Source organism: Streptomyces sp. NBC_00443 (genome assembly GCF_036014175.1).
Classification (GTDB): Bacteria; Actinomycetota; Actinomycetes; order Streptomycetales; family Streptomycetaceae; genus Streptomyces.
Window position 1 is genome coordinate 954,247 of sequence record NZ_CP107917.1, and the last position, 16,391, is coordinate 970,637.

General features: G+C 72.3%; 17 protein-coding genes. 8 read left to right on the forward strand and 9 right to left on the reverse strand.

What is annotated here, in order from left to right:
• The first annotated feature begins 28 nt into the window (after nucleotides 1-28).
• A complete protein-coding gene (locus tag OHO27_RS04255) occupies nucleotides 29-922 on the forward strand; it encodes a hypothetical protein (protein ID WP_328420423.1) in 894 nt (297 codons plus the stop codon).
• 46 nt (nucleotides 923-968) lie between these two features.
• On the opposite strand, the gene OHO27_RS04260 is transcribed toward OHO27_RS04255, so the two are convergent.
• The 5 genes from OHO27_RS04260 to OHO27_RS04275 all read right to left on the reverse strand — a co-directional run bounded on the left by OHO27_RS04260 (nucleotide 969) and on the right by OHO27_RS04275 (nucleotide 5,785).
• Nucleotides 969-1,835 carry a fructosamine kinase family protein gene (locus tag OHO27_RS04260; RefSeq protein ID WP_328420425.1) on the reverse strand — a complete coding sequence of 289 codons (867 nt, stop codon included), beginning with the start codon at nucleotides 1,833-1,835 and terminating at the stop codon, nucleotides 969-971.
• Nucleotides 1,836-1,884: 49 nt separating this feature from the next.
• The gene (locus OHO27_RS04265; RefSeq protein WP_328420427.1) at nucleotides 1,885-2,340 is read right to left on the reverse strand and encodes a (2Fe-2S)-binding protein; all 456 of its coding nucleotides are present in this window, start codon (nucleotides 2,338-2,340) and stop codon (nucleotides 1,885-1,887) included.
• Between the two features lie 18 nt (nucleotides 2,341-2,358).
• Nucleotides 2,359-2,742 carry a molybdopterin cofactor-binding domain-containing protein gene (locus tag OHO27_RS43075; RefSeq protein WP_443059513.1) on the reverse strand — a complete coding sequence of 128 codons (384 nt, stop codon included), beginning with the start codon at nucleotides 2,740-2,742 and terminating at the stop codon, nucleotides 2,359-2,361.
• Entirely contained in the window at nucleotides 2,691-4,526 is a 1,836-nt protein-coding gene (locus OHO27_RS04270) for a molybdopterin cofactor-binding domain-containing protein (protein WP_443059514.1), read from the reverse strand. The genes OHO27_RS43075 and OHO27_RS04270 overlap by 52 nt, the downstream gene beginning before the upstream one ends.
• A gap of 89 nt (nucleotides 4,527-4,615) precedes the next feature.
• The gene (locus OHO27_RS04275; protein ID WP_328420428.1) at nucleotides 4,616-5,785 is read right to left on the reverse strand and encodes an FAD-dependent oxidoreductase; all 1,170 of its coding nucleotides are present in this window, start codon (nucleotides 5,783-5,785) and stop codon (nucleotides 4,616-4,618) included.
• A gap of 319 nt (nucleotides 5,786-6,104) precedes the next feature.
• Between OHO27_RS04275 and OHO27_RS04280 the strand changes: the two genes are divergently transcribed.
• Nucleotides 6,105-6,689: an AMIN-like domain-containing (lipo)protein gene (locus OHO27_RS04280; RefSeq protein WP_443059515.1), complete on the forward strand. Its 585-nt coding sequence runs from the start codon at nucleotides 6,105-6,107 to the stop codon at nucleotides 6,687-6,689.
• A gap of 23 nt (nucleotides 6,690-6,712) precedes the next feature.
• On the opposite strand, the gene OHO27_RS04285 is transcribed toward OHO27_RS04280, so the two are convergent.
• Nucleotides 6,713-8,491 (reverse strand): helix-turn-helix domain-containing protein, encoded by a 1,779-nt coding sequence (locus OHO27_RS04285; RefSeq protein ID WP_328420430.1) that lies wholly within the window; start codon nucleotides 8,489-8,491, stop codon nucleotides 6,713-6,715.
• 217 nt (nucleotides 8,492-8,708) lie between these two features.
• Here OHO27_RS04285 and OHO27_RS04290 point away from each other — a divergent pair, with 217 nt between their 5' ends.
• The 5 genes from OHO27_RS04290 (at nucleotide 8,709) to OHO27_RS04310 (ending at nucleotide 13,955) form a co-directional block, all read left to right on the forward strand.
• Nucleotides 8,709-10,448, forward strand: a complete 1,740-nt coding sequence (locus OHO27_RS04290; protein ID WP_328420432.1) for an FAD-dependent oxidoreductase — start codon at nucleotides 8,709-8,711, stop codon at nucleotides 10,446-10,448.
• Between the two features lie 82 nt (nucleotides 10,449-10,530).
• Entirely contained in the window at nucleotides 10,531-11,394 is an 864-nt protein-coding gene (locus OHO27_RS04295) for an intradiol ring-cleavage dioxygenase (protein ID WP_328420434.1), read from the forward strand.
• Nucleotides 11,391-12,473: a maleylacetate reductase gene (locus tag OHO27_RS04300; protein ID WP_328420436.1), complete on the forward strand. Its 1,083-nt coding sequence runs from the start codon at nucleotides 11,391-11,393 to the stop codon at nucleotides 12,471-12,473. Before OHO27_RS04295 ends, OHO27_RS04300 begins: the two co-directional genes overlap by 4 nt.
• A gap of 87 nt (nucleotides 12,474-12,560) precedes the next feature.
• Complete coding sequence (locus OHO27_RS04305; protein WP_328420438.1) at nucleotides 12,561-13,481, forward strand: YceI family protein; 921 nt, start codon at nucleotides 12,561-12,563, stop codon at nucleotides 13,479-13,481.
• Between the two features lie 87 nt (nucleotides 13,482-13,568).
• Complete coding sequence (locus OHO27_RS04310; RefSeq protein ID WP_328420440.1) at nucleotides 13,569-13,955, forward strand: luciferase domain-containing protein; 387 nt, start codon at nucleotides 13,569-13,571, stop codon at nucleotides 13,953-13,955.
• Nucleotides 13,956-13,964: 9 nt separating this feature from the next.
• On the opposite strand, the gene ppk2 is transcribed toward OHO27_RS04310, so the two are convergent.
• From ppk2 to OHO27_RS04325, 3 genes are all read right to left on the reverse strand, one after another.
• Entirely contained in the window at nucleotides 13,965-14,846 is an 882-nt protein-coding gene (ppk2, locus tag OHO27_RS04315; RefSeq protein WP_328420442.1) for a polyphosphate kinase 2, read from the reverse strand.
• A 74-nt stretch (nucleotides 14,847-14,920) separates the two neighbouring features.
• Nucleotides 14,921-15,385 (reverse strand): SRPBCC domain-containing protein, encoded by a 465-nt coding sequence (locus OHO27_RS04320; protein WP_328420444.1) that lies wholly within the window; start codon nucleotides 15,383-15,385, stop codon nucleotides 14,921-14,923.
• A gap of 28 nt (nucleotides 15,386-15,413) precedes the next feature.
• Nucleotides 15,414-15,842, reverse strand: a complete 429-nt coding sequence (locus OHO27_RS04325) for a MarR family winged helix-turn-helix transcriptional regulator (RefSeq protein ID WP_328420447.1) — start codon at nucleotides 15,840-15,842, stop codon at nucleotides 15,414-15,416.
• 100 nt (nucleotides 15,843-15,942) lie between these two features.
• Here OHO27_RS04325 and OHO27_RS04330 point away from each other — a divergent pair, with 100 nt between their 5' ends.
• Nucleotides 15,943-16,386: a PaaI family thioesterase gene (locus OHO27_RS04330; RefSeq protein WP_328420449.1), complete on the forward strand. Its 444-nt coding sequence runs from the start codon at nucleotides 15,943-15,945 to the stop codon at nucleotides 16,384-16,386.
• Nucleotides 16,387-16,391 lie beyond the last annotated feature (5 nt).

A 16,391-nucleotide genomic window follows, 5' to 3' on the forward strand; every position in this document is an offset into this window, starting at 1 on the left:
GCCTGCCGCTGTCCGCTCAGGGGGATCCATGCGTACGACCGCTTCACGCACCGCCTCGCTGCTCACCGCCCTCGGTCTGCTCGCCGCCGGATGCGGCGCCGTCACGGCAGGATCCGACGACGCGGACCCGGCCCCGGAGACGAGGGCACGCGCCCACGAGGTCGCCGAGGCCTGGGACGGTTCACCGGCCGCCGACGCCTGGCGCAAGGGCTACTACCCGATGGCGGACGCGGTGCAGCCGCCCGAGGACGCCTTCCACAACGAGGACGACAAGAAGGCCTACGACCGCCAGAACTTCGAGCTGCGCGGCGACCTCCCCGACTCCGAGCAAAGCGAAGGGAAGGTGACGTGGCGGAACGGCGGTTCGCTCACCCTGCCGCTCATGGGGGCGCGGGAGGCGTACAAAACGGTGGACCGCACGGACGCGCCCGCGCCGCGCCTCGTCGTGACCGGGGCGAAGCTGGGCGAGACGACGCTGGTCACGAGCCGCGGCCCGGCCACCGTCCCGGCCTGGCTGTTCACCGTCGAGGGCTACGACACCCCGCTCAAGCGGGTCGCCGTGACCCCCTCGAAGCTCCCCAAGCCGCCCATCGGGCCGGCCCGGGACACCGCCACCGAGGGCCTGTGGGAGCTCAACCGGCTGGTGGAGATCGCCGCGGACGGCCGCTCCGTCACCGTGCTGGCCCACCACGGGGCCTGCGACGACGGTCCCGCAGTGGACGTGCTGGAGACGGACGGCAGCGTCGTCCTGTCCGGCTACGTCGTCGGGATGAAGGACGGCCCGTGCGCCTCAGTTCTCAAGGCGAAGAAGGTGACGGTCGAGCTGGACAGCCCGCTCGCCGACCGGCTCCTGCTGGACGCTTTCACGGGCCGCCCGGTGCCGCAGGGGAACCCCAAAGGGCCCTCCAGCAGTTGGAGCTGACCGCCCGTCACAGCATCCTTGTGTGCCCGGACCGATTCCTGCGCCGTCAACTGCGCAGGGCACCCTCGGCCGCCGCCACGGCCTGCCCGGCGTAACCGCCGCCGAAGAGCACGGCGTGCACCAGGAGCGGGAAGAGCTGGTGGAGGCCGATCCGGTCGGACCAGCCGTCCGCGAGGGGCGCCGCGTCCTGGTAGCCGTCCAGGATCCGGTCCAGGTGGGGACAGCCGAAGAGGTGGAGCATGGCCAGGTCGGTCTCGCGGTGGCCGCCGTGCGCGGCCGGGTCGATCAGCCGGACGTGCCCGTCGGCGCCCCAGAGGACGTTGCCGTTCCACAGGTCGCCGTGCAGCCGGGCAGGCGGCTCGGCGGGGCCGGCCAGCTCGGGGAGTCGCTCGCAGACCCGCTCGATCACGGGCGCCTCCGAGCCGCGGACCGTGCCGTCGTCGACTGCGCGGCGCAGGTACGGCCAAACCCGGTGCTCGGCGTACCAGCGCGGCCAGTCCTGGCCGGTGACGTTGCGCATCGGGGCGAGCCCGATGTACGCGTCCTCGGGGCCGCCGGGCGGTGCGGCGCCGAACGCCGGTGCGCCGGTGGCGTGCAGTGCGGCCAGGTCCCGGCCGAACCGCTCGGCCGCCTCGGCAGTGGGAGGGCCGGTCGCCACCCGGTCCGTGACCAGCCAGTGCCCGTCCTGGCCGTGTACGGCGGGGACACGCACCGTGCCGGCGTCGGCCAGCCAGCGCAGCCCGGCCGCCTCGGCCTGTGCGGCGCCGTCACCTTCGCCGCGTTTGACCATCACGACCGGCCCGCCGGCGAGGGTGACTTCGGCGAGCGTTCCGGAGAGCCGGCGCTCACCGGTGACCGCAAGCCCGGTGAAGCGCGCGGCCGTGGCGCCAGGGTCGTCGAAGGAGTCGTACACGGGCCACAGGGTACGGCGGCCCCCTGCCGTACCGAAGGCACCCGCTCGGTCAGCTGTTGACGGCGGCCTTCTTGATCGCCTCACGGATCCTGGCGTACGTGCCGCAGCGGCAGACGTTCTCGATCCGGTCGATGTCCGCGTCCGTCGGCCGGGGTGTCTTCTTCAGCAGCGCGGCCGTGGCCATGATCTGACCCGGCTGGCAGAAGCCGCACTGGGCGACGTCGCAGTCGAGCCAGGCCTGCTGGACGGGGTGGAGCCGGTCGCCGTCGGCCAGGCCCTCGATGGTGGTGACCGCACGGCCGGCGCAGTCGGCGACCGGGACGACGCAGGGCTGGATCTCGTCGCCGTCGAGATGGCTGGTGCAGGCACGGCAGGCGCCCACGCCGCAGCCGTACTTGGGGCCGGTGACGTTCAGCAGGTCGCGCAGCACCCACAGCAGGGGCATGTCGGCGGGCGCCTCGACGGTGACCCGCTCGCCGTTGAGGGTGAAGGAGTAGGACGGCATCGGTACCTTCTCGGGAGCTCAGAAGTTGAGGGGGAAACGGCGCGGCTTGGTGCCGGTCGCCCGTGCGTAGGCGTTGGCGACGGCGCCGGACGCGGCCGGGACGCCGAGTTCGCCGGCGCCGCCGGGAGCCCGCCGGGAGGGCATGATGTGCGCCTCGAAGTGCTGTGGGGCATGCTGCTGGCGCGCGTAGTGGAAGTCGGCGAAGCTGCTCTCCCGGACGGCGCCCCGGTCGATGTGCAGGCCGGCTCGGAGGATGGTGGAGATGCCGTCGACGGCCGTGCCCATCAGCTGCGCCTCCAGGCCCCGCGGGTTGACTGCCGTGCCTACGTCGGCCGCCATCACCACCTTGGTCACCCGGGGGTTCTTCGGGTCGCCGGCGTCGATCTCGACCAGGCAGGCCACACAGGAGTCGTACTCCTCGTGGACCGCGACGCCCTGGGCGTGCCCCTCGGCATGGTCCGGCCCCACTTGCCGGCGCTCGCGACCTTGTCCAGTACGGCCCTGACGGTCTTGCTCCGCAGGGTCGTACGGCGGAAGGCGACGGGGTCCTGGCCGAGGCTGCGGGCGACCTCGTCGACGACGATCTCCTCGGCGGTGCGCACCGTGCCGGAGTCCACCGAGCGCCAGGCGCCGAGGGGCATGGCCAGGTCGACCGAGCCGGAGTTCCCGGAGAGACGGCCGAAGTTGTAGAGGCCGCTGTCGCTGGGGAGCGGGGCGGCGGGGGCGCGTACTGGCGAGTTCGCGCCGACCTGAGTGCGACCCACGGCGCCTTCAGCGGAACGCAGGCCACCCTGCGTGGACAGCCCCTGTGTCTCGAAGGCCTCGCTGACCGAGGCCGTCGCGTGGACGAAGGCGACCACCCTGCCCCGCGCATGGCTGGCCCGGATCCGGTGGTGGGAGGCCGGGCGCATCCTGCCGTGCCGGATGTCGTCGGCCCGGCTCCACATGAGCTTGACCGGCCGGCGTGCCTGCTTGGAGATGAGAGCCGCCTCGATCGCGGCGTCATGGTTCAGCCGCCGCCCGAACGAGCCGCCGCCGCGCAGCACATGGACCTGCACCTTCGACACCGGAAGGCCGAGCCGCGACGCGATGTCCTCCCGCGCGGACGTCGGGGTCTGGGAGGAGAACCAGATCTCGGCCCGCCCCGTGCGCACGTCCGCCACGGCTGTGAGCACTTCCATCGGCGCGTGGCTGACGAAGGCGAACTCGAACTCGGCCTCGGTCTGCGCCGATCCGCGCGGCGGGGTCCCGAGCTTCGGGACCGCGGCGCGCAGCCGGGAGCGGATGCCGGAGTCGGAGAGGTTCGCCAGCGGGCCGGGTGCCCACTTGATCCGGAGGGCGTCCCTGGCCTGGAAGGCGTGGTGGAAGGTCTCCGCGACCACGGCCACTCCGCCGTCGATCTGGACGACCGCGTGGACACCGGGCATGGCGCGGGCCGCCACGGAGTCGACCGAGAGGACCTTCCCGCCGATCGTCGGCGGCCGGGCCACGACGGTCGGCCTGGCTCCGGCCACCGTGAGGTCTCCGGTGTACTTCGCCTTGCCGGTGATGAGGTCACGGGCGTCGATCCGGGTCGTCGGCCGCCCGATCAACCGGTGTTTCGACGCCGGCTTGGGATCGGTCGGCACGGCCGGCCGTGTGATCCGGGCAGCGCTCCTGGTCAGTGAGCCGAACGTGGCCGAGCGCCCGTCCGGTGCGAAGACTCTCGTGCCGCGGGTGCGCAGGGTCCGCGCGGGGACGTGCCAGCGGCGGGCGGCCGCGGTCACCAGCTTGGCACGTGCGGTGGCGGCCAGTTGCCGCGCCGGTCCGTACAGCGAACTGACCGAACTGGAGCCGCCGGTGAACTGGTTGCCCTCGTTGCGGGCATCCGCGAGCGGGATGTCGACGTCGGCGAGCCGGGCGTCCAGTTCCTCGGCGATCATCATCGCGACGGCGGTGGTGACGCCCTGGCCGACCTCGACGCGGGGCAGCCGGACGACGACCTTGTTGGCCGGAGTGACCTCCAGGACCAGCATCTCCGCGTCGGTGCCGGTGACCAGGACGTCGGAGGGCCGGCGGTCGCCGTCCACGGCCCGCTCGGCGCCCTCCGCGGTCGCGGAGTCGCAGCCGAGCGGTGCCGCGACGGTCAGGGTGGTCGCCGCGAGCGAATAGACCACGAACTGTCGACGGGACAACTGACGGGCCAACAGGCGCTCCTCTCCGCGAACCGGACTGGTTCGACCTGTATGAGGGGTAGGTGCACCGCGGGGTTGCGCCGGTTGGTCGTTCCTTCGGACTACGGCGCGAGTTGTGAGAGGTCGGAGCTCCACTCCAGGTGCCGTATGAGCTCGTCGTCGCCCGGCCGGTCCGCACTCGCGCCCCGGGGACCGGGGCCCGACGACGGGGTGTGGGCGCCGCGGGAGATGTTGCCGCTGACGGTGATGTTGTGTTCCACGCGGGGGCGGCGGAGTGTCTCGTACAGGGAGAGCGCGGCGTCGGTGTCCGGCGCGTCCCGCAGGGACTTGGCGAGGACGACGGCGTCCTCGAGGGCCATCGATGCGCCCTGCCCGGTGGCGGGGGACGCCGCGTGCGCCGCGTCGCCGATGATCAGGGTGCGGCCCGAGCGCCAGGGTGTTCCGGCGGGCAGTTCGGTGGCGTTGGTGACCATGAGGTGGTCGGGGGGGGCCGCCACCAGGTCAGCGGCCGGGGTGGAGTCCTTGCGCAGCAGCGGCAGGAGCAGGTCGCGCCATTGGGCGGGGGTGCCCTGCGCGACGGTGTCGGCGGCCAAGGGCGCGTCGGTGACGCGGGCGAACCAGTACGTCTCCCCGTCCGGCGACACCGCGTACCCGAAGGCGACGGAGCTGCCGCGCACCATGGTGATGGTCTCGGGCCAGGCGGGTCCGGGGACGGCGCCGGTGTAGCCGTAGAAGACGTACTGCCCGGCGTAAGCCGGCCGCGCGTCGGGGGAGATGAGCCGGCGGACGGTGGAGTTGAGGCCGTCGGCCCCGATGAGCAGATCGCCGGCCGCCGTGGTGCCGTCGGCGAAGTGGGCGGTGACGCCGCCCGGGCCCTCGACCACCGACATCAGGCGCGCGCCGTGCCGGATGTCGATGCCTCTGCGCTCGACCTCGGCCTGCAAGGCGGAGTTGAGATCGCCGCGCCGCAGGCAGCGGTACTGCAGGTGCGGGGTGCCTGCCTCGCCGAGCGGCACCTGGGCCAGCTCGGTGCCCGTGTCGTCCATGACCCGCATCGAGGTCAGCGGGAAGCCGATCGCGGTCACCGCGGCCGAGGCGTCCACCTGCGCCAGGGCGCGCATACCGTTGCTCGCGAGCGTGAGGAACGCGCCGATGTCCTCGGCGGAGTCGGGGTGCGCCTCGTACACGACGACGTCGAACCCGGCCTTGTCCAGCGCCAGAGCCGCGCCCGCGCCCGCGATTCCGCCCCCGATGACCAGCACCTGTGCCACGTCGCTCCCCCGCTCGTACACACACGACCCCGTCGCTCCCCCGCTCGTACACACACGACCCCCGTGAGCCGCCCAGGTACATCATGGAACGTCCGGCCTCCGGCGTCGGTTCCCGACCGGATCGTCGACGTGGGGCGGGCCCCATCCCTTCGGCGCCGCACTCACGGTGGCGGCATTCCCCATCCTGCTGTGGGCGCTGGTCATGTGCGCTCTCGCCGTCTTCCGGATGATTCCCGCCATCTCTTGCGAGGAGTGCAACCATTGGCACGACCCGGGTGTCTCACCAGATATCAGACAGTTAGCCTCCCCGGGGGACGCAATGGTACAAAAGCGAACGGCATGGGCGACAGTCGCGCTCATGGGCATCACCTTGGGAGTGGCGGCGGTCCCTGCCGACGCAGCCCCCGCCCGCACCACCCAGGCCACCACGGCCTGCCCCACCGGCTGGGGCAGCCAGGCCGAGACCCGCTCCGCCGCCACGACGGAGTCGGTGACGAACGTCCGGACCGGCCGGCACGCCTGCTTCGACCGCATGGTCGTCGACGTCCCCGGCGCGGGCAGCGGCGACCTCGGCTATTCCGTCAGGTACGTCAGCCGCCTCTATCAGGACGGTTCGGGCGACCACATCGCCGTCGGCGGCGGAGCCGTCCTCGAGGTACGGGTGACCGCACCGGCCTACGACACCGACACCGGCAAGCCCACGTATCCCGTGCGGGCCGGACAGCGCCTGAAGGGCGTGGACCTCACGGGGTACCGCACCTTCCGGGACGGCCGGTTCGTCGGCAGCTTCGAAGGGGACACGCAGATCGGGCTCGGCGTCCGGGCGCGGCTGCCGTTCCGGGTGTGGGTGGCCGACAACCGGATCGTGGTCGACGTGGCGCACAACTGGACCGGGGCACGCTGAGGGCGGTCATGGGCGGGGAGCGATCAGAGCGCCCCGCCCCGGATCGCGGCATCCCGCCCCTGGTACTCCCGCAGCTTCCGGTAGAGGGTCGCCCGGGCGATGCCCAACGCCGCCGCGGCGCGCGCCTTGTTGCCGCCGTGGCGGCGCAGCGCCTCCAGGATCGCGGCGCGTTCGGCGACCTCCATCGGGCTGAGGTTGCGTCCCGCGGGTCCTTCCCGGACGGGATCGGGCAGTTCGCTCCGCCGCACCGGTCCGCAGATCCGGCGTTGACGCGCCAACGCCCGCACGAGATGGGCGAGTTCGGTGACGTTGCCGGGCCAGGGATGCCGTTCCAGGGCCCGCAGCGCGTCCAGCGACCAGGTCAACGGCGGGCTGCCGGGGGCGGGCCCGGGAGCGAGGGCGGGGAGCAGCTCCCGGATGTCCTCGGGACGTTCACGCAGGGCCGGCAGTGTCACCGAGCGGGCCGCGAGGGTGTCGAGGAGGCGCTGGAGGCAGGGGCCCGGTGAGGTTCCTGGCGTGTAGGTGACGACCATGCGGGCGTCGGGGCGCTCGTCCAGGAGCGAGTTGAGGGCGGCGACGTCGGACTGGGCGAGCCGTTCGGCGTGCCGCAGCAGCAGCGGGCGATCGCCTGCTGTCCCCCATCCTTCGGCCGGGGCGGCCCCCATCTCGCCCCGCTCGTCGTCCTTCAGGCGGGGTTCGGGTGATTCTGCGGCATCCACGACCAACAGGGGCGTGCCGTCGAGCAGTTCGAGGGCCAGCGTGGTCTTGCCGGTTCCCCGTTCGCCCACGACGAGCAGGGGTCCCGCGGTCCGGGCCAGGGCCGTCGCCCGCGCGACAGCGTGCCGCCACGGCACCGAGTTCCCCACCAGTTCGCTCTCCGGGCGGGGCAGGGACGGCGGCCCCGGCTCCACGGAACGGGGTGCGAGCACGGCGACCAGGCCGACGGCGCGCCCCTCGTGCCGTACCGGAATGATCTCGGCGCTGCACCCGGCGTCCTCGGGGAGCGAGGCCTCGTACGACTCGCCGGTCCCCCTCCCCCACGCCCGCGCGCCCCGCTCAAGCGCCTCCAGCACCTGCGGCGAAGCAAGACGTGCGGCCGCCTCGCTGATCAGGCGGCTACGGCCGTCCAGCGCGACGACGGCCCGTTCGCGCCCACGCGCGGCCCGCTCGTACGCGTCGAGCAGCTCCCGTTCCGCGGAACGCGTGCGTGCCCGCAGTTCGGCCTCCACCGCCGCGGCGGCCGCCTCGGCGAGGGCGGCGCCGGGGTGCGGTCGGCAGCCCGCGCACAGACCGGAGGCGACCGTGACCGTGCCGAGCACCTGTTCCGCGTCCGGGGACAGCAGCGGCACGCTGACGGCGGAGACGTCCTGCCACACGTCGAGGAAGTGCTCGGGGCCGTGCACCTCGGCCCGGCGCCGGGTGCGCAGGGCGAGCGCGGCACTGTTGTGGCCGACCGCGCGCTCGGACAGGTCGCTGCACGTGTCGTCGCCGGGGGCGCTGCCCGTCGACCACAGCACCCTCAGCCGTTCGTCCGTGAGCACGAGCGCCGAGCGTCCGGCGTCCAGGGCCGGGGCGATCCGGGCGAGCACAGGACGCGCCGCCTCCAGCAGGGGCGAGTCGACGGGGTGGGCCGGCTCCCGTACCGGGCCGTCGAGATCGGGCCGTACGCCGAAGAACCGGGCACGCCGCCAGGCGGCGACGACGTCGTCCGGCACGCCCGCCGGGAGCGGTCGCCCCGTCAGGAATCGTTCGCGGGCATGGCGCAGCGGGGCGAGGGCAGGAGGATGTTCCGCGGTGGTCATGGCGCTCCTCACCGTATCGGGGGCCACGCGCAGGCGACGGCGGCGGGCTGTGCCGGCGGAGGTTGTCTCGTATTGAGACACCCATGACCGACCCCGGCGCTCCATGATCTTGAAAGGCATGGGTCCGTTCTCAACTCTCGGCTCCTGCCCGGATCCGGGCTCATGCCATGGCTCGTCCGCTTGCTCACCCCTGACTCGCCTCCTGGAGCGTTCTGTCGTGCACACCGTTGTCGAGACCGACGTACTGATCGTGGGAAGCGGCCCGGCGGGCGCGTCGGCCGCGCTCGCGCTGAGCACCTACGGCGTGCGCAACATGGTCGTCACCCGGTACGCGAGCCTCGCCGACACGCCCCGGGCGCACATCACCAACCAGCGCACCATGGAGGTGCTGCGCGATCTGGGCGTCGAGCAGGAGGTCGTCGCCAAGGCGACGCCCCAGCACCTGATGGGCAACACCACGTTCTGCACGAGCCTGGCCGGCGAGGAGCTCGGCCGGGTGCGCTCCTGGGGCAACGACCCGCGCGTGCAGGCGGCGCACGAGCTGGCCAGCCCGACGCGGATGTGCGACATGCCGCAGCACCTGATGGAGCCGGTGCTGGTGAACGCGGCGATCGCGCGCGGCACCGACCTCCGGTTCAGCACGGTCTACAAGTCCTTCGTACAGGACGAGTCCGGCGTCACGGTCACCGTCGAGGACCGGTTGCGCGGCGACGAGTACGCGATTCGCGCCACATACCTGATCGGCGCCGACGGCGGCCGTTCCAAGGTCGCCGAGGACGCCGGGCTGCCGATGGGCGGTCAGATGGGCGTCGGGGGCAGCATCAACATCGTCTTCGACGCGGACCTGAGCAAGTACACCGCGCACCGCCCCTCCACCCTCTACTGGGTCCTCGCGCCCGGCGCCACGGTCGGCGGCATCGGCGCGGGCCTGGTGCGCTGCGTACGGCCCTGGAACGAGTGGCTGATCGTGTGGGGCTACGACGTGACCGCCGGCGCCCCGGACCTCACCGAGGAGTACGCCCTGTCCGTCGTACGTCAGTTGGTCGGCGACGACGAGATACCGGTGACCATCAAGTCGTCCTCGGCGTGGACGGTCAACGAGATGTACGCGCAGAAGTACGCCGACGGCCGGGTCTTCTGCGCCGGTGACGCCGTGCACCGCCACCCGCCGTCCAACGGGCTCGGCTCCAACACGTCCATCCAGGACTCCTACAACCTGGCCTGGAAGCTGAAGCTGGTCCTCGACGGCGTCGCCGCGCCGCGGCTCCTCGACAGCTACGACGCCGAGCGCGCTCCGGTCGGCAGGCAGATCGTGACCCGCGCCAACAAGTCCATCGCCGAGACCGCCCCGGTCTTCGAGGCGCTCGACGGGCTGTCGCCGCAGACGCCGGAACAGTTGTGGGCCAACATCGCCGCCCGCACGGCCACCACCGAGACGGCGGCCGAGCAGCGGGCCGCGCTGCGCGAGGCGATCGCCTTCAAGGTCTACGAGTTCAACGCGCACGGCGTCGACCTCAACCAGCGCTACGCCTCCGAAGCGGTCGTCCCCGACGGCACGCCCGACCCCGGCTTCACCCGCGATCCCGAACTGCACCACCAGCCCACCTCCCGCCCCGGCGCCAAGCTTCCGCACGCCTGGATCACCTCCGGGCCCCGGACCCTGTCCACCCTCGACACCGTCGGCCGGGGCCGCTTCACCCTGCTCACCGGCATCGGTGGCGAGGCGTGGCTGCGGGCGGCCGAGGCGCAGCCCCTCGACATCGCCACGGTCGTCATCGGACCGGGCCGGGAGTTCGAGGACCCCTACGGCGACTGGGCCGGCCTGAGCGAGATCTCGGACGCGGGCGCCCTCCTCGTACGTCCCGACGGGTACGTGGCGTTCCGGCACGCCGACGCGGCCGTGGACGCCGAGCGGTTGCTCACGGACGCGCTGCGGCGGATTCTCGGGCACGGTTGAGATGGACGCCCAGGAAGCCGAAGAAGGACATGAAGCCGCGGGACGGGCAGCCGCACCACAAGTAGCCTGGGAAGGAGCCGACATGACCGGTGACGCGCCGGACACGGTCACCGACGAGGTCGTCGCGAGTCTGCGGGGCACGGACGATCCGCGACTGCGGGAGCTGCTGACCGGTCTGGTCCGGCATCTGCACGCCTTCGCGCGGGAGTCGCGGCTGACGCAGGAGGAGTGGGAGCGGGCGGTCGGGTTCCTGACGGCGACCGGGCAGGCATGCACGCAGACCCGCCAGGAGTTCATCATGCTGTCCGACGTGCTCGGTCTGTCGATGCTCGTCGAGACGATCAACGAGCGGCACGGCCCCGGCGCCACCGAGTCGACGGTCCTCGGCCCGTTCCACATGACCGAGTCGCCGGTGCGCGCGCTCGGCGCGAACATCGACCTGGTCGGCGGCGGCGAGCCGTGCGTGGTCAGCGGGCGCGTGCTGTCCCGGGACGGCGCCCCGCTGCCCGGCGCGGTCGTCGACGTGTGGCAGGCCGACGGCAACGGCTTCTACGACGTGCAGCAGCCGGACGTACAGCCTCCGGGCAACGGCCGCGGCCTGTTCACCGCGGACGGCGAGGGACGGTTCCGGTTCCGTACGTGCGTGCCGAGCCCGTACCCGATCCCGACGGACGGACCGGTCGGCACACTGCTGCGGGCCACCGGACGGCACCCCTACCGGCCCGCGCACATCCACTTCATCGCCTCGGCCGACGGACACACCCCGGTGACCACGCACATCTTCGTGGCGGGCAGCGACTACCTGGACTCGGACGCGGTGTTCGCCGTCAAGCCGGGCCTCGTCAACGACTTCGCGCCGATCGACGACCCGTCTGCGGCAAGGGAGTTCGGCGTGCCGAACCCGTTCCGGCACGCCCGCTTCGACCTCGTACTGGAGCGGTCGTGAACGACGCCCTCGACTTCTCCTACGACGCCCTGCCCGTCCGCGTCGTGTTCCGGCCCGGCGCGGCGGTGTCCGCGACGCCGGGCGAGGTCGAGCGGCTGGGGCTGCGGCGGGTGCTGGTGGTGTGCGGGACTCGGGGCGCGGACACCGCGCGGGCGGTCGCCGACGCGCTCGGCCCGGCCTGCGTCGGTGTGCACGACCGGGCGCGGATGCACGTCCCCGTCGAGGTCGCCGATGTGGCCGTCCAGGCGGCTCGCGCGGCCGGCGCCGACGGGTGCGTCGCGGTGGGCGGCGGCTCGTCGATCGGGCTGGGCAAGGCGATCGCCCTGCGCACCGGGCTGCCGCTGATCGCGGTGCCCTCCACGTACTCGGGCTCGGAGATGACCCCGGTCTGGGGCCTGACCGAGCATGGCGCCAAACGGACCGGCCGCGACCCGAAGGTGCTGCCCCGCAGCGTGGTCTACGACCCCGAGCTCACCCGCTCGCTGCCCGTCCCCCTCTCCGTGACCAGCGGCATCAACGCGCTCGCGCACGCCGTCGAGGCCCTGTACGCCCCCGACACCTCGCCCCTCGTCGCGCTGATGGCCGAGGAGGGCGTACGGGCGATGGCGCGGGCACTCCCGGCGGTGGCCGAGGAGCCGGCGTCGCCGGCCGCCCGCGGTCGGGCGCTGTACGGGGCCTGGCTGTGCGGGTCCTGCCTGGGCGCCACCACCATGGGCCTGCATCACAAGCTGTGCCATGTCCTGGGCGGCAGCTTCGGCCTCCCGCACGCCGAGACGCACACGGTGGTGCTGCCGTACGTCCTGGCCCACAACGCGCCGGCCGCCCCGGACGCGGCCGCCGCCGTGGCCCGCGCCCTGGAAGCCGCCGACGCTCCGACGGCCCTGTGGGAACTGGCGGGACGCCTCGGCGCGCCCCGCTCGCTCGCCGAACTGGGCCTCACCGAGGCCGACTTGGCAGCAGCAGCCGCGCAGACCGCGGGCTCGGCGTACGCCAACCCCCGCCCGGTCACCGCCGACGGCGTACTCGCCGTGCTGCGGGCGGCGTACGAGGGCGTGGCACCGGCCCCGGCCGCCCGCTGATCCGTGCGCGACCTCAGCCGCCCGCTCCCGCACCCCCTGCTCCCCCACGCTCGAAGATCCCCCCACGACGGAAGAAAGGTGATCAGCATGCCCCTCGGTCTAATCAGGAGCCGGAACTCCCGGGGGAGTCGACGCTCGCGAGGAGCGCCGGGCGTCCCATTGCCCGTGCCGGCCGGTGCGGGTGTCGTGGGCCGTGAGGTCGTGGATCCGGTCGGGCTGCCGATGCGCGGCGCCGACGTGACCGTGACCGCGATGGACTCGCACCAGGTCGTGGCGTCCGGTACGACGGACCCGTACGGCCTCTTCTTCGCCGCGCTCCCGCCGGGCCGCTACAGCCTCATGATCACGGCCGAGGGCCTGACACCGCACCGGGAGTCGCTGGACGTCGTCGCCGGTGCGCCGCAGCCCTCCGCGCAGGTCCAGCTGACGTCGGGCCGGCAGCTGGAACTGCCGGCTGCGGGCACCTGGCTGTTCGACCCGCCGCACACGGCGATCCGGTTCATCGCCAAACATGTCGGCATGGCCCATGTCCACGGCCGCTTCGAGCGGTTCACCGGCGGCATCCGGGTGGCGCCCGACATGGCCGATTCCCAGGTGTCGGTGCGCATCGAGGCGGCCAGCATCACCACCGGCAACAACACCCGGGACAGCCATCTGCGTTCGGCCGACTTCCTGGACGTCCAGCGCTACCCGTACATCGACTTCACCAGCACGCGCTTCGCCTTCCGCGGCGGCGCCAAGTGGACGCTGCAGGGGTCGCTCACCATGCACGGTGTGAGCCGCTCGGTGGAGCTGGACACCACCTACCTGGGATCGGTCAACGGCGGCTACGGCGAGGAGCTGCGGTGTGCGGCGCTGGCCAGGGCCGAGCTGCACCGGGAGGACTTCACCCTGAACTGGCGCAGCATGCTGGCCCGCGGAATCGCGGTGGTCGGGCCCACGGTCCAGCTGGAGCTGGACGTCCAGGCGATGTACCGCACGCACGACACGCCGACCCCTCCCGACTAGGCCAGGATGGCTGAGAGGTACCTCACGCCCCGGTTACGAATTGCTCAACCTCTGGTTGCGACGCGGTGATCGGGTGACTATGGGGGCATGACACTGGCCCAGCGCGCCATGAAGCAACTGGAAGTCTGGCCCGATCTGAGTTCGGGCCCTGCCAGCTGCGGTGCAGGGCGGGCACTGCGCTCCGTCCACAGCGAGATCGTGCACTTCCACTCCGACCATGACGTGGACCTGCACCTGACGGTGTCGGCCATCCGACGTTTCCACGACGACCTCCGGGAGTCCACCGCGATCAGGCTGGTCCCCGGCTCCGGCTGGGTGACCGTGCATCTCGACTGCGACACGGACGTCGATCTGCTGATGAGCCTGGTCAGCGCCGCGCTCAAGGCCCACCAGAACGTGCCGTCCCCTGCCGGGAAGCGTCCAGCAGGGGGCGAGTGCAACTTCGGCCGGGTCACGGTGCTGCACCGCCGCTAGGCCCTGTCGCTAGGAGTCGTCCTCCCCCGCCTCCAGCAGGCCGGCGGCCGCGCCGACTATCCGGGGGTCGGCGGCACCGACGACTTCCTCGTCCTTGTCGTTGTAGTCGAAGCGGGCCAGCACGCTGCGCATCGCCTCGACGCGCGCACGCTTCTTGTCGTTGCTCTTCACCACGGTCCAGGGCGCGTGCTCGGTGTCCGTCTCACGGAACATGGCGACCTTGGCGGCGGTGTAGTCGCCCCAGCGGTCCAGCGACGCCAGGTCCATCGGGCTGAGCTTCCACTGCCGTACGGGATCGACCTGGCGGATGGTGAACCGGGTGCGCTGCTCGCCCTGGGACACCGAGAACCAGAACTTGATCAGGTCGACGCCGTCGTCGACGAGCATGCGCTCGAAGGCAGGCGCCTGCCGCATGAAGCGCCGGTACTCGTCATCCGCGCAGAAGCCCATCACCCGCTCCACGCCGGCCCGGTTGTACCAGGACCGGTCGAACAGCACGATCTCGCCCGCCGTGGGCAGATGCTCGACGTACCGCTGGAAGTACCACTGCCCGCGCTCCCGCTCGGTCGGCTTCTCCAGCGCCACGACCCGGGCGCCGCGCGGGTTGAGATGCTCCGTGAACCGCTTGATCGTGCCGCCCTTGCCGGCCGCGTCCCGCCCCTCGAAGACGATGACGAGCCGCCGGCCGCTCTCCTTGATCCAGCTCTGCAGTTTCAGCAGTTCTATCTGCTGCAGCCGCTTGTGCCACTCGTACTCCGGGCGCTCCATGCGCTTGTCGTACGGGTAGTTCTCGCGCCACGTGTCCACCGGACTTCCGTCCGGCCGGATCAGCACGGGGTCGTCCTGGTCGGTGTAGTCGACGCGCAGCCCTGACAGCAGTTCGGTGTCCATACACACCCATGAGAGCGAGCGCTTTCATACGCAGGGCGAACCCAAGGCAAAGATCACGTAACTCCCGGAACGGATCAACGTGATCCGGGCTCGACCAGCCGGGCGAGGTTGGCCAGCGCCATCCGCGTGCCGGTCTCGTTGTCCGCGGCGGGCACCACGTCGGGGATTCCCTCGTGCACGACGAGGACGTCCGTGCCGCCGTCGGCATCCGTGAGGGTGGTGGTCATGGTCATCGTGGAGCGCAGGGCGGGGTCGTCGGTCTCGAACTCGACCTCCTCGACGACCTGCTCGTCCGGTACGAGCCGCACGAAGCGGCCGTGGTACGTGTCGGTGTGCGCGTCCGACTTCCCGGTGCCGGTCGGCAGGTCATAGGTGAGCGAGACCCGGAACGCTCCGCCTTCGCGCCCCTCGAACTCGTACACATGCCCGCTCATGCCGTCCGGAACCCGCCACTTCTCGACGGCGTCCGCGTCCAGCAGCGCCCGGTAGACGGCCGCGCGCGAGGCATTCACATGCCAGGAGACCCGCGTCGAGTACATGGCCTCACGATAGCGGCGGGTGTACGGGTCAGGGGGACTCCCAGGAGGCCAGTGCGCGCATCGCCGCCGCCGTCCGCGTGAACCCGTCCTCGCCCAGCAACGCCCTCGCCTCGGCGTTGAACCGGTCGACCTCCGGCTGCGCGGCGTCGAGTGCGGCGGCCCCGTCGCCGGTCAACTCCAGCACCACGGCGCGGTGCTCTCGCGGGTGCGCCTGCTTGGCGACCAGACCGGCCGTGGTGAGCCGGCCGACCAGCCCGGTGACCGCGGACTCGCGCAGCCCGAGGGTGCGGGCCAGCGCCTGCTGGGTGACGCCCGGCTCGTCACGGATCGCGAACAGTGCGCCGAGCTGGGCCGTGGTGATCCCGGCGGTGGCCAGCAGGCGCCGGTCGGAGGCGGTGCGCAACTGGTGTGCCGCCCGCTGGAGCAGGAAGAACAGACGCTGATCGGGCTCGGGCATGGACCGATGTTGACAGAGGGGACGGCACGGCGCCATCCTCACTTCACTACTGAAGTGACTTACGATGACGTGACCTACGATCACGGTGGACGGTGGTCTCGTGGACAACACCCTCGATCTGCCTCTCGCCCGCAAGGTGCTGGCCTCCCAACCCTTCAGCGTGCTGCTGGGTGCCAGGCTGACGGCCTTCGGCGACGGCGAGGCGACACTCGAACTGGACCTCCGTGAGAATCTGCTGCAGCAGCACGGCTTCGCCCACGGCGGTCTGCTCGGCTACGCGGCGGACAACGCGCTGTCGTTCGCCGCGGGCGCCGCGGTCGGCTTCGGTGTGATGACCGCCGGTTTCACCATCGACTTCCTGCGCCCCGCCAAGGGCGAGACCCTGCGCGCCCATGCCCGGGTGATCCGGGCCGGCCGTACCCGCGCGGTGTGCCGCTGCGACCTGACGACGGTCGCCGCCGACGGCACCACGACCCTGTGCGCCGTGGCCCAGGGCAGCATCGCGGTCACGGAACCGGCCCGGGACAGCGAGCGCGACGCCTGACGGCA

Bases quoted from the DNA above. Each gene is read 5' to 3' on its own strand.
- OHO27_RS04295 (WP_328420434.1), top strand. From the start codon at position 10,531: ATGACCGGTGACGCGCCGGACACGGTCACCGACGAGGTCGTCGCGAGT.
- OHO27_RS04265 (WP_328420427.1), bottom strand. From the start codon at position 2,340: ATGCCGTCCTACTCCTTCACCCTCAACGGCGAGCGGGTCACCGTCGAG.
- OHO27_RS04325 (WP_328420447.1), bottom strand. From the start codon at position 15,842: ATGCCCGAGCCCGATCAGCGTCTGTTCTTCCTGCTCCAGCGGGCGGCA.
- OHO27_RS04255 (WP_328420423.1), top strand. From the start codon at position 29: ATGCGTACGACCGCTTCACGCACCGCCTCGCTGCTCACCGCCCTCGGT.
- OHO27_RS04320 (WP_328420444.1), bottom strand. From the start codon at position 15,385: ATGTACTCGACGCGGGTCTCCTGGCATGTGAATGCCTCGCGCGCGGCC.
- OHO27_RS04305 (WP_328420438.1), top strand. From the start codon at position 12,561: ATGCCCCTCGGTCTAATCAGGAGCCGGAACTCCCGGGGGAGTCGACGC.
- ppk2 (WP_328420442.1), bottom strand. From the start codon at position 14,846: ATGGACACCGAACTGCTGTCAGGGCTGCGCGTCGACTACACCGACCAG.
- OHO27_RS04310 (WP_328420440.1), top strand. From the start codon at position 13,569: ATGACACTGGCCCAGCGCGCCATGAAGCAACTGGAAGTCTGGCCCGAT.
- OHO27_RS04280 (WP_443059515.1), top strand. From the start codon at position 6,105: ATGGTACAAAAGCGAACGGCATGGGCGACAGTCGCGCTCATGGGCATC.
- OHO27_RS04285 (WP_328420430.1), bottom strand. From the start codon at position 8,491: ATGACCACCGCGGAACATCCTCCTGCCCTCGCCCCGCTGCGCCATGCC.